General features: G+C 72.3%; 9 protein-coding genes. 2 read left to right on the forward strand and 7 right to left on the reverse strand.

Features of this window, described 5'->3' with window-relative positions:
* Window positions 1-34: 34 nt before the first annotated feature.
* The 5 genes from ACIPW5_RS30725 to ACIPW5_RS30745 all read right to left on the reverse strand — a co-directional run bounded on the left by ACIPW5_RS30725 (window position 35) and on the right by ACIPW5_RS30745 (window position 4,849).
* Window positions 35-1,321, reverse strand: coding sequence for a glutamate-5-semialdehyde dehydrogenase (locus tag ACIPW5_RS30725; protein ID WP_401251823.1), 1,287 nt, complete (start codon window positions 1,319-1,321; stop codon window positions 35-37).
* A gap of 402 nt (window positions 1,322-1,723) precedes the next feature.
* Window positions 1,724-2,119, reverse strand: coding sequence for a hypothetical protein (locus ACIPW5_RS30730; RefSeq protein ID WP_385761397.1), 396 nt, complete (start codon window positions 2,117-2,119; stop codon window positions 1,724-1,726).
* Between the two features lie 82 nt (window positions 2,120-2,201).
* The gene (proB, locus tag ACIPW5_RS30735) at window positions 2,202-3,329 is read right to left on the reverse strand and encodes a glutamate 5-kinase (protein WP_401251825.1); all 1,128 of its coding nucleotides are present in this window, start codon (window positions 3,327-3,329) and stop codon (window positions 2,202-2,204) included.
* A gap of 93 nt (window positions 3,330-3,422) precedes the next feature.
* The gene (locus ACIPW5_RS30740; RefSeq protein ID WP_401251828.1) at window positions 3,423-3,869 is read right to left on the reverse strand and encodes a GtrA family protein; all 447 of its coding nucleotides are present in this window, start codon (window positions 3,867-3,869) and stop codon (window positions 3,423-3,425) included.
* Window positions 3,866-4,849 carry a glycosyltransferase family 2 protein gene (locus tag ACIPW5_RS30745; RefSeq protein WP_401251831.1) on the reverse strand — a complete coding sequence of 328 codons (984 nt, stop codon included), beginning with the start codon at window positions 4,847-4,849 and terminating at the stop codon, window positions 3,866-3,868. Before ACIPW5_RS30745 ends, ACIPW5_RS30740 begins: the two co-directional genes overlap by 4 nt.
* A 159-nt stretch (window positions 4,850-5,008) precedes the next feature.
* Between ACIPW5_RS30745 and ACIPW5_RS30750 the strand changes: the two genes are divergently transcribed.
* Both ACIPW5_RS30750 and ACIPW5_RS30755 read left to right on the forward strand, forming a co-directional pair.
* Window positions 5,009-7,888 (forward strand): CDP-glycerol glycerophosphotransferase family protein, encoded by a 2,880-nt coding sequence (locus tag ACIPW5_RS30750; protein WP_401251834.1) that lies wholly within the window; start codon window positions 5,009-5,011, stop codon window positions 7,886-7,888.
* On the forward strand, window positions 7,885-9,066 hold the full coding sequence (locus ACIPW5_RS30755; RefSeq protein ID WP_401251836.1) for a glycosyltransferase: 1,182 nt from the start codon (window positions 7,885-7,887) through the stop codon (window positions 9,064-9,066). Before ACIPW5_RS30750 ends, ACIPW5_RS30755 begins: the two co-directional genes overlap by 4 nt.
* 77 nt (window positions 9,067-9,143) lie before the next feature.
* Here ACIPW5_RS30755 and galE read toward each other — a convergent pair whose 3' ends face one another.
* Together galE and ACIPW5_RS30765 are read right to left on the reverse strand one after the other, a co-directional pair.
* Window positions 9,144-10,160: a UDP-glucose 4-epimerase GalE gene (gene galE, locus ACIPW5_RS30760; protein WP_401251839.1), complete on the reverse strand. Its 1,017-nt coding sequence runs from the start codon at window positions 10,158-10,160 to the stop codon at window positions 9,144-9,146.
* A gap of 16 nt (window positions 10,161-10,176) precedes the next feature.
* Complete coding sequence (locus tag ACIPW5_RS30765) at window positions 10,177-11,817, reverse strand: glycosyltransferase family 2 protein (protein ID WP_401251842.1); 1,641 nt, start codon at window positions 11,815-11,817, stop codon at window positions 10,177-10,179.
* Between the last annotated feature and the right edge of the window lie 63 nt (window positions 11,818-11,880).

An 11,880-nucleotide genomic window follows, 5' to 3' on the forward strand; every position in this document is an offset into this window, starting at 1 on the left:
GCCTGATTCCGGCCACACCGTGTCCGAGCGAGGGTTACCGAACGTGACCGTCGCCGGTGACGATGTACTTGGTGGAGGTGAGCTCGGGAAGGCCCATCGGGCCCCGGGCGTGCAGCTTCTGGGTGGAGATGCCGATCTCGGCACCGAAGCCGAACTGGCCACCGTCCGTGAACCGGGTGGAGGCGTTCACGGCGACGGTGGTCGAGTCGACCAGCTGGGTGAACCGGCGGGCGGCGGCCTGCGAGGTGGTGACGATCGCCTCGGTGTGGCCGGAGGTCCAGCGGCGGATGTGGGCGACGGCGTCGTCGAGGGAGTCCACGACGGCGGCGGCGATGTCGTACGACAGGTACTCGGCGGCCCAGTCCTCGTCGGTGGCGGGTACGGCGGTGACCTTGCCGCCCTCGGCGGCGGCCAGCACCCGGCCGTCCCCGTGGACGGTCACGCCGGCTTCGGCGAGCGCGTCGAGGGCGCGCGGCAGGAAGGCGGCGGCGATGTCGCGGTGCACGAGGAGGGTCTCGGCGGCGTTGCAGACGGAGGGCCGCTGGGCCTTGGAGTTGATGAGGATGTCCACGGCCATGTCGAGGTCGGCCTGGGCGTCGACGTAGACGTGGCAGTTGCCGGTACCGGTCTCGATGACCGGAACGATGGACTCCTCGACGACGGTCTTGATGAGCGAGGCACCGCCGCGCGGGATGAGCACGTCGACGAGGCCGCGGGCGCGCATCAGCTCGCGGACGGAGTCGCGGGACTCGCCGGGGACGAGCTGGATCGCGTCGGCGGGCAGGCCGGCGCCCTCGATGGCGTCGCGCAGGATGGCGACGAGGGCGGTGTTCGAGGCGTACGCGGAGGAGCTGCCGCGGAGCAGGACGGCGTTGCCGGACTTCAGGCAGAGCGCGGCGGCGTCGACGGTGACGTTCGGGCGGGCCTCGTAGATGATGCCGACGACCCCGAGGGGGACGCGGATCTGGCGGAGGTCGATGCCGTTGGGGAGGGTGGAGCCGCGGACGACCTCGCCGACGGGGTCGGGCAGGGCCGCGACGTCGCGGACGTCGGAGGCGATGGCGCGGACGCGCTCCGGGGTGAGGGTGAGGCGGTCGATGACGGTCTCGCTGGTGCCGGCGGCGCGGGCCTTGTCGGTGTCCACGGCGTTGGCGGCGACGATCTCGGCCGTACGGGCCTCCAGCGCGTCCGCGATGGCCAGCAGGGCGGTGTCCTTGACGGACCGCGGGAGTGGCGCGATGGCGGCGGCGGCGGTGCGGGCCGCTCGCGCGGTGGCGGTGACGGGGGAGGCGGTGGCGGTGGCGTCGTCGAGCGAGGTCATGCCGCCCAGGGTAATCCCCGCCGTCCCTGGCTCCGCCGGGCCTTCCACCCCCCGAGACACCGGTGCCCTGGCCGGGCTGTGTGGGGGGCCGGGTGCGGGGCGCCGCTGCCGCTGCGCGGGGCCGGGTCCCCTACCCGCCCTTCGCCCGTTCCCCGGGGCGTTGCCCCGGACCCCGCGCCTCAAACGCCGGCGGGGCTGGAAGATCCAGCCTCGCCGGCGTTTGAGGCGCGGGCGCGGTAGCGCCGTAGGGGTCCGGGCCGCAGCCCGGGGAACGGTGGAAGGGCGGGTAGGGGACCCAGCGCCGCGCAGCGGCCCACTCACCCGCACCCGCCCACCGGCCCCGGCCACCCGAACCGGCCCCGCCCGGCAGGCCGCCGGACGGAGTCCGGCGCAGCGGCGCGTCTAATAGGGGTGCACGCCGACCGGGTGGGCCGGGGGTGGGCCGTAGCCCTCTGCCACGCGGGCGTGGTACGTCGGGCGGTCGATGACCTCCAGGCCGACGATCTCCCACGGCGGCAGCTGCGCCGTGGAGCGGTGTTCGCCCCAGAGCCGCAGGGCGACGGCCGCCGCGTCGTGGAGGTCGCGGGCCTCCTCCCAGTAGCGGATCTCCGCGTGGTCGTCGGCGTACCGGCTCGTCAGCAGGAAGGGGTGGTCGTGCGCGAGCTGTTCCAGCCCGCGCCGCACCTCGGACAGCGGCGCCGGCTTGCCGGAGACGCTGAGGGTGATGTGCCACAGGCGGGAGGTCTCGGCCTGCTCGTCCCCGCCGCCGCCCACACTGGTCAGCGCTCGTCTCACCAGCCCGCCTCCTGTCTGCGCCACGCGTGTCCGCCCCACACAGTTGACCAGTCCCCGGCCCGCCGCGCGGCGGTTTTGCAGAACCTCAGCCCTGGAGCAGCACCAGATCGTCGCGGTGGACGACCTCCCGCTCGTACGCGGGTCCGAGCTCCCGCGCAAGCTCACGGGTGGAGCGGCCGAGGAGCTGCGGGAGTTCCTTCGCGTCGAAGTTGACCAGGCCCCGGGCCACGGCCCGGCCGTCGGCCGCGCGCAGCTCGACGGGGTCGCCCGCGCTGAAGTCGCCTTCCACGGCGGCGATGCCCGCGGCCAGCAGCGAGCTGCCGCGTTCGGTGACGGCACGGACGGCGCCGTCGTCAAGGACCAGGTGCCCCTGGGGGGTCGAGGCGTGCTGGAGCCAGAGCAGCCGGTCGGCCGAGCGGCGGCCGGTGGCGTGGAAGTGCGTACCGGTCTCGCGGCCGGCGAGGGCGTCCGCGGCCTGGCTGGCGGAGGTCAGGACGACCGGGATCCCGGCCGCGGCGGCGATCCGGGCGGCTTCGACCTTGGTGACCATGCCCCCGGTGCCGACCCCCGCCTTGCCGGCGCTGCCGATGGAGACGTGGGCGATGTCCTCGGGGCCGCGCACCTCGTCGATGCGGGTGGTGCCGGGCAGGGACGGGTCGCCGTCGTAGAGGCCGTCGACGTCGGAGAGCAGGACGAGGAGGTCGGCGCGGACCAGGTGGGCGACGAGGGCGGCCAGCCGGTCGTTGTCGCCGAAGCGGATCTCGTCGGTGGCGACGGTGTCGTTCTCGTTGACGACCGGCAGGGCGCCCATGGCCAGGAGCTGGTCCAGGGTCCGGTAGGCGTTGCGGTAGTGGGCGCGCCGGCTGGTGTCGTCGGTGGTCAGCAGGACCTGGCCGACGCGGACGCCGTAGCGGGCGAAGGAGGCGGTGTAGCGGGCGACGAGGAGGCCCTGGCCGACGCTGGCGGCGGCCTGCTGCCGGGCGAGGTCCTTGGGGCGGCGGGCCAGGCCGAGCGGGGAGAGACCGGCCGCGATGGCTCCGGAGGAGACGAGGACGATCTCCTTCTCGCCGCCGCTGCGCGCCTTGGCGAGGACGTCGACCAGTGCGTCCACCCGGTCGGCGTCGAGCCCGCCCGCCGCGGTGGTCAGGGAGGAGGAGCCGACCTTGACCACGATCCTGCGGGCGTCCACGACACCTTGCCTAGCCGCTGACACGTCTTTCCCCTCACCACAGAACCTGACGGCCCACTGACCGACTGACCGATTGGCCCAATCTACGGGGTGCGGCGGCGGGACCGCCCGCCGGTTTCAGACCGTGGACGAGGAGCGCTCCCGCGACGGGCCGCCGGCGGGTTCGGAGGCGGCCCCGGTGCCGGGGATGAGGATCTTGCGGGAGAGCAGGAAGGTGAAGGGGATGGCGACGACGGCAGCGACCAGCGGCGCGATGCGGGTGTCCATTCCGGCCCAGCTGACCAGGGCGTAGAGCCCGGCGGACTGGATGACGTAGTTGGTGACGTTCGTCAGCGGGAAGAGGAGGAACTTCTTCCAGGTGGGCCGGGTGCGGTAGGTGAAGTAGGTGTTCATGAAGAACGACCCGATCATCGACAGCACGAAGGCGAGCGTGTACGCGGCGAAGTAGGGCATCCACGGGTGGAGCAGCAGGTAGATGCCGAAGAAGGTGCCGGTGTTCACGCCGCCGACCAGGGCGAACCGGACGATCTGGCCGAGCTGGGCGCGTCGGCTGTGGTCGCTCATCGGCGGCTGCGCTCCGCGATCACGGCTTCGGAGATCCCGGGCATCCGCTCGGCGTCGGCTCCGTGGGCCTCCTTGACGAGGAAGTGCGGGCGGCGCTTGGTCTCGTAGTAGATGCGGCCGATGTACTCGCCGATCAGACCCAGCATGATCATCTGCATGCCGCCGATGCCGGCGATCATCGCGACGATCGTCACGTAGCCGGGCGAGTCGATGCCGTTGGTGATCGCCATGACGGTGATCCACAGCGCGTACAGACCGGTCAGCGCGACCAGCGACACGCCGAGCCAGATGCCGATGCGCAGCGGCTTGTTGTTGAAGGAGATCAGCCCGTCCATGCCGTAGTTCAGCAGGGACCCGAACTTCCACTTGGTCTCGCCCGCCTCGCGCTGGGCGTTCTGGTAGTCGAAGTGGACGGTGTCGAAGCCGATCCAGGAGAAGAGGCCCTTGGAGAAGCGGTTGTACTCGGGGAGCGCGAGCAGGGCGTCGACGGCCGGGCGCGAGAGCATCCGGAAGTCGCCGACCCCGTCGGTCAGCTCCACGTCGACCCAGCGGTTGACCCCGCGGTAGTAGAGGCGGCTGAGCGCGGAGCGGACCTTCTTGTCGCCCTCGCGGGTGCGCCGGGCGATGATCTGGTCGTGGCCCTGCCGGTAGTGCTCCAGCATGGTCGCGATCAGCTCCGGCGGGTGCTGGAGGTCGGCGTCCATGATGACCACGGCGTCGCCGGTGGCCTCGCGGAGCCCGGCGAGCATGCCCGCCTCCTTGCCGAAGTTCCGGCTGAAGGAGACGTAGCGCGTCCGCTCCCCGTGCTCTGCGGCGATCTTGCGGAGCTTGTCGAGGGTCCCGTCGCGGCTGCCGTCGTCGACGTAGCAGACCTCGTACTCGACGGGCAGGGCGTCCAGGACCCTGCGGATCTCGGCGTCGAACCGGTCGATGACGGCTTCTTCGTTGTAACAGGGGACAACTACCGACAGCTTGGTCATGAGCACTTCCTGCTGGCGTCCTAACGGGTGATTGTCGGCGACCGGACCCGCCACTCACCTCTTCCTTAGAAGTATGCACGCCGGTGGCCGGCCTGCCCGAGTCGCGTGCGGCACACGGTAGCTTTGACTGAATAAGCGGAATGGAACGAAGGGATCGAGGTGCACGTGCCTGACGTCTCCGTGGTCGTCATCGTCTACAACGACGCAGAGCGTCTGCCGGCGGCCGTCCAGTCGGTTGTGGACCAGACCCTGCACGGGGTCGAAGTCGTGATCGTGGACGACTGCAGCAAGGACCGTTCCTACGCGGTCGCCCAGGAGCTGGAAGCGGCGAACCCGGGGCGGGTGCGCGCCTTCCAGCTGCCCGAGAACAGCGGGGGCTGCGGCGCCCCGCGCAACCACGGCATCAAGCAGGCCACCGGCACCTACGTCATGTTCCTGGACAGTGACGACGTCCTGGAGCGCAACGCCTGCCGGAACATGCTGGCGGCCGCCGAGAGCACCGGCTCCGACCTGGTCTCGGGCATGTGCGTGCGCGTGCACCTCGACAACCGGTGGGGCAAGACCACCGAGTGGTACCCGTGGATCTACTCCCGCACCCGCACCCTGGAGTCGATCACCGAGTACCCGGACCTGCTGGTCTACGACACCCTCTCCACGAACAAGTGCTACCGGCGCGCCTTCCTGCTGGAGCAGGGGCTGGAGTTCCCGGTCGGCATCCACTACGAGGACCTGCTGTTCTCGGCCCAGGCCTACGTGGCCGCCCGCCGCATCACGCTGATCCCGAACCACGTCTACTACTGGAACGTGGTCGAGAAGGCCGCCGCCAAGTCGATCAGCAACCGGCGCCACGAGATCGCGAACTTCGTCCACCGGATGGAGATCCACCGCCGGGTCGACGAGCTGCTCGCCGCCAAGGGCCACACGGCCATCAAGACCGCGAAGGACGCCAAGTTCCTCAAGCACGACCTCGTGCTGCACCTGCGCGACCTGCCGCTGCTGGGCGACGCGTACCGCCAGGAGTTCGCCCGGCTCGCCAACGGCTACCTCGCCGGCATCGACCCGGCCGCGTACGAGAACGTCACGTACCTCCAGGCCATCTGCGCCTACCTGCTCGGCAAGGAGGACTGGAAGAACCTCCTCCCGGCCGCCGACGCGATGACCAACAAGGGCCGGCTGTCCTCCCCGCTGGCCGAACGCGACGGGCGCGTCTACTGGTGCGCCGAGCACATCGACGACCCCGAGGACACCGAGGGCCGCCGGATACTGGACGTCACCGACCAGGGCTTCCACACCACCCCGCTGTCCTCCCTGGTCCTGGGCAACCGCCTGACCTCGTACGAGGACGACGGGCGCGGCACCGTCACCCTGTCCGGCTCCGTCGTGAACCCCCTGGGCCGTATCCGGGAGGACGCCGAGCTGAAGGCCTCCCTGGAGTTCCGGGCCCGCCGTCAGATCGGGGTGCGCTCCTTCAGCTTCCCGGTGGCAACCGTGCGACACGCCGGTAGCACGATCGAGTGGACCGCCACCGCCGACATCGGCGGCACCGTCCGCCCGCTCGGCATCATCGACGCCGTCTGGGACGTGCGCCTGAAGCTGACCGCCGGCGGCGACCGGCTGACCACCCGCGTCTCGGTCGGCGGCGTCGACCTGGAGTCGGCGTCCCGCCTGCGGGTGCGCCCGCGCCTGACCCGGCTGGTCTCGGACCGCTTCGAGCCCGAGGTGACCAAGAAGGGCAACCTCTCCTACGTCCTGGCCGCCGAGGGCGCCGCGGCCGTGCGCACCCAGACGCTGCTCGGCAGCGCCATGCACGGCAGGGCCGCCGGCCTGGTCAAGCGCAGCCTGCGCCGGGCCCTGAAGGCCCGCCGCAACATCGGCTCGGGCGAGCAGAAGGTGAAGGTCTACCACGAGGTCTTCTCGAAGCTGCCGGTCAAGAAGGGCACGGTCGTCTTCGAGAGCCACATGGGCAAGCAGTACAGCGACAGCCCGAAGGCGATCTACGAGGAGCTGGTCCGCCAGGGCGCCCCGTTCGAGGCGATCTGGTCCTACGCCGGCGCCAAGCCCACCGGCTTCCCCGAGCAGGCCACCCTGGTCAAGCGCTGGAGCTGGCAGTACCTGCGGGCGCTGGCCCAGGCCGAGTACTGGGTCGACAACCAGGGCTTCCCGCTGGCCCTGACCAAGCGCCCCGGAACCACGTACATCCAGACCTGGCACGGCTCCGCGCTCAAGCGGATGGGCTTCCACGAGCCCCGCACCAAGGCACAGGGCCGGGTCGGACAGGACCGCTTCCAGGCGGCCGTCAACCGCTTCGACCACTTCCTGGTCCGCTCCGAGCACGACGTCCGCACCCTCGCCAAGGGCTTCCGGCTGCGCGACGAGGTGCTGCTGCGCACCGGCTACCCGCGCAACGACGCCCTCGTCGAGGCCCACCGGGCCGAGGCGGACAGCGGAGAGCGGGTGCGCGGCCCGCTCGCCGCCGAGCTGGGCCTGGACCCGGACAAGCGGGTGCTGCTGTACGCGCCGACCTTCCGGGCGAGCGCGGACGGCACGGTGGAGGGCTTCGAGTTCCCCTTCGACGTGGAGGAGTTCGCGGACCGGCTCGGCGACCGCTTCACCCTGCTGGTGCGCACGCACTACCTCAACAGCGTCTCGCTGCCGCCGTCGGTGGCCGGCCGGGTGGTCGACGTGTCCCGGCACCACGACATCACCCCGCTGCTGGCCCTCGCCGACGGGCTGATCACCGACTACTCGTCCGTGATGTTCGACTACGCGGTGCTGGACCGGCCGATGCTGTTCTTCGCGTACGACTACGAGAAGTACTCCACCGACATCCGCGGCACCTACTTCGACCTCAAGGAGAAGGCGCCCGGCCCCGTGGTGGCCACGGCCGACGAGCTGATGCAGGCCGTCGCCGCCTTCGACGAGGCCGACGCCAAGTACGCGGAGGCCCGCCAGCGCTTCCTCGCCGAGTTCGGCGAGTACGACCGCGGGGACGCCGCGCGCCGGATCGTCGAGAAGTTCTTCACCAGGAGCGGCAAGTGAGCCAGCAGCCCCACGAGCCCGCGGTGCAGGGCGGCCGCGACGTCTTCATCGTCTCCAACAGCGTGGACGAGCTCGGCGGCGTGACCACCTGGTCGCACCAGATGGCCCGGCTCTTCACCGACCGGGGCCACCGGGTGCACATCGTCGGCATCGCGCCCGTCGCCGAGGAGATCCGCCAGCAGCTGCCGGACGGGCTCCCGTACGGGATGACCACCCTGTACGAGACCCACCCGCCGAAGGCCCGCCGGCTGCGCGGCATCAAGGGCCGCCTCAACGCCCCGGAACGGCGCCGCCAGGCGGCCCGCCGGGCGGGCATGCGGGCGAAGGCGGAGACGCTGAACGCCCTGTTCCGAGCGGCCCGGCCGGGTGCCGTCGTCATCGTCACCCAGGTGTGGGCGATGGAGTGGGTGGCCCTCGCCGACACCAAGGGGCTGTCGGTCATCGGCATGAGCCACGAGTCCTTCGAGGCCAGCCACACCTCCACCCGCGGCGCGCGGGTCCGCCGCTTCTACCCCGAGGTGGACCGGATGCTGGTGCTCACCCCGGAGGACGCCGACCTGTGGATCCGGGCCGGCATGGAGAACGTCGGCAGCATGCCGAACCCGCTGCCGTTCATGCCGGACTCCCCCGCACCGCGCACCGCGAAGGTCGTCGCGAGCGTCGGCCGCCTCGCCTTCGAGAAGGGCGTGGACCTGCTGCTCGACGCGTGGGCGGACGCCGTCCCGCACCACCCCGACTGGACCCTGCGGATCTACGGCGCCGGCACCGAGGAAGCGACGCTGCGGGCGCACTGCACCTCGCTGGGCCTGGACGACTCGGTGGAGTGGATGGGCAGCACCGCCGACGTCCTGGGCGCGCTGCGCGGGGCCTCCGTGTTCGCGCAGGCCTCCCGGGCCGAGGGCTTCCCGATCACCCTGCTGGAGGCGATGGCCGCGGGCCTGCCGGTGGCCGCGTTCGACTGCGCGCCGGGCGTGCGCGAGATCGTGCGGCACGGCGAGGACGGGCTGCTGGCCCGCCTGGGCAACACGATGGAGCTGGCCGGACACCTGGACACCCTGATGTCGGACGGCGAGACGCGCGAGGCCCTCGGCAACGAGGCGTTCCGCAGCGTGCGGCGCTACTCCCCCGCGGAGATCACCGACCGCTGGGAAGAGCTGTTCGCCTTCCTGGAGCGCTGAGCCGACCCGTACGTACGGGAGGAGCCGCCCGCCCCGGACCTGGTCCGGGGCGGGCGGCTCCTCCCGTACGGGTCCGGTCAGACCTTGTGGACGTCCCGGTGGTGGTCCGGCTGGCCGGCCTCGCGGTTGGCCTCCCAGCCGGCCCACGCCGAGGTGATCATCTCGCGGACGTCGTGCCGCGCCTTCCAGCCCAGCTCGGCGGCGATCCGGTCGGCGGAGGCCACGACCTTCGCCGGGTCCCCGGGACGGCGCGGGGTGACGACCGGCGCGTAGGTGTGCCCGGTGCCCGCGTTCAGCAGCTCGACCATCTCCTTGACGGAGACGCCCTCACCGCGCCCGATGTTGACCGTGAGGTCCTTGTACTCGCCCGCCGCGCCCCACTCGGCGAGCCTGCGCGCCGCCACCACGTGGGCGTCCGCGAGGTCCTCCACGTGGATGTAGTCGCGGATGCAGGTGCCGTCCGGGGTCGGGTAGTCGTCGCCGAAGATCCGGGCGCCCTCGCCGGCGTCGTAGCGCTCGAAGACCATCGGGACCAGGTTGAAGACGCCGGTGTCCGCGAGCTCGGGGGCCGCCGCGCCCGCCACGTTGAAGTAGCGCAGGCAGGCGGTGGAAATGCCGTGCGCCTTACCGGCGGCGCGGACCAGCCACTCGCCGGCCAGCTTGGTCTCCCCGTACGGGCTCAGCGGCTTGCACGGGGTCTCCTCGGTGACGGAGTCCACGTCGGGCATGCCGTACACGGAGGCGGAGGAGGAGAACAGGAAGTTGCGGATGCCCGCCGCCGCCACGGCCTCCAGCAGCACCGTGAGGCCCTGCACGTTCTCGCGGTAGTAGTACAGCGGCTTCTCGACGGACTCGCCGACCTGCTTCTTGCCGGCCAGGTGCACCACGCCGGTGATCTTGTGGGTGCGGAGGGCGTCGTCCAGGGCGAGCCGGTCCAGCACCGACGCCGTCACCAGCGGGACGCCCTCCGGAACGCGGTCCTCCCGGCCCGTGGAGAGGTCGTCGAAGACCACGACCTTCTCACCCGCGAGCAGCATCGCCCGGACGACGTGCGCGCCGATGTATCCGGCGCCACCGGTGATCAGAAATGTCATGCGTATCTCCCGAGCTCTAACGTGACCTGCGCGCGCGGGCGCGGTCGAGGCGGTTGCGTACGAAGGTCAGCGCGCCCCCGGCACCGGGCGCGAGGCGCACGGCCAGCGCACCGGCGGCCGTGCGGTAGGGCTGCGCCAGCAGAACACCGTACCGGCTGCTGGGCAGGGCCCTGCGGCGGAGCAGACCGCCCAGGGGGCGCAGGGAGGTGTACAGGGAGCTCCCGTCGGCGCAGCGCACGCCCACCCGGACGTCCCACGCCTGCATCCCGACGAGCCCCCGGCGGCGCCCCTCCGCGGCCAGCGCGGCGAGCCGGAACGGCACCTCGGCGGTCCACCCGTCCCCGTCGGCGGCGGCCCGCAGCTCCACCGGCCGCAGCAGGACGGGATCGCCCCCCGCACGCGGCGGGAAACCCAGCTGGACGGTCTGCGGACCCGCCTCGGCGAGCCGCCCGTACAGGTCGCGCACCCGGAGCCGGACGGCCCCCGCCCCAGCGGGCTCGGCGTCGACGGTGACGGGCAGGTCCGCCGCCGGCAGGGCGTCCAGCCCGTCCAGCGGCACGGGCAGCTCCGCGCTCCACACCGGCTCCCCGGCCGCGTCGCGCGCGTACGGGGGCAGCAGCCGGGCGGGATCGGCGGCGAACCGCATCAGCCGCTCCACGTCCCCCGGCGGGGTCTCGGCGGCCGCCACCACCCGGGCCGCCCAGCGGGCCCGGGCGGGCGCGGCGGCGGTGTCGGCGGGGTCGAAGCCGGCCAGGTACGCGCGGGTCAGCTTCCACCAGTCGGCCCGGTACTCCGGGTCGGTACCGAGCTCGCGCAGGTACATGCGCAGGTCGTAGTCGAGGAACTTCACCTGGCAGGCGCGCCCCAGCTCCGGGGAGGCGGCGGCCAGGGTGCGGGAGGCGGTGCGGTGGGCCTCGACGCGGGAGCGCCAGTTGCCCACGTCCTTGCGGTCCAGGGAGATCGACACCTGGGCGGCGCTGCGGCGCACGTGCCACACGTAGACGAGGTCGCCGACGACCGCGATCCGGGGCGCCGCGGCCAGGACGCGGGAGGTGAAGACGAAGTCCTCGTACACGAACCGGCCGTCCGGGAAGCGGATCCCGTGCTCCGCCAGGAAGGCGCGGTCGTACAGCTTGTTGACGCAGAGGGTGTCGCGGACCAGCTCGGGCCGGTCCGCGGGCCGCTCGATCACGTCACCCGGCGTGTACAGGCCGGGCATCCAGGGCACCTCGCGGCCCTCGGGCAGTTCCCGGCGCACGCACGCGCCGACGGTGACGGGCGCCCGGTGCTCCTCCGCCGCCCGCAGCAGCGCCTGCGCGGCACCCGGCGGCAGGACGTCGTCACTGTCGAGGAAGAGGACGTACGGGGAGGTCGCGGCGGCGATCCCGTCGTTGCGGGGGGTGCCGCAGCCGCCGCTGTTCTCCGTGCGGTGCAGGACCCGCAGGCGCGGGTGGACCGCCGCGAGCCCGTCCAGGACGCCGGCGGTCCCGTCCGAGGAGGCGTCGTCCACCGCGATGACCTCGGCGACCACCGGGCCCTGGGCGAGGGCCGAGGAAACGGCCTCGCCCACGAGCCCGGCGTCGTTGTACGCGATGACCACCACGGAGACCGTGGGACCCGCGGCGGTGTCCCTGCTGGAATGACTGCTGCTGCTCACCCGCAGGATCCTAGGCGAACGGCGTAAAGCCGACTTCAAAGCCGGCCCTCCGCCGCCCCCGCC

Origin of the sequence: Streptomyces sp. NPDC090077, from assembly GCF_044747545.1 — a bacterium.
In the GTDB taxonomy this organism is placed as follows: domain Bacteria; phylum Actinomycetota; class Actinomycetes; order Streptomycetales; family Streptomycetaceae; genus Streptomyces.

Coding starts and splice junctions, on each gene's coding strand:
- ACIPW5_RS30725 (WP_401251823.1), bottom strand. CDS start 1,321: ATGACCTCGCTCGACGACGCCACCGCCACCGCCTCCCCCGTCACCGCC.
- ACIPW5_RS30740 (WP_401251828.1), bottom strand. CDS start 3,869: ATGAGCGACCACAGCCGACGCGCCCAGCTCGGCCAGATCGTCCGGTTC.
- ACIPW5_RS30745 (WP_401251831.1), bottom strand. CDS start 4,849: ATGACCAAGCTGTCGGTAGTTGTCCCCTGTTACAACGAAGAAGCCGTC.
- galE (WP_401251839.1), bottom strand. CDS start 10,160: ATGACATTTCTGATCACCGGTGGCGCCGGATACATCGGCGCGCACGTC.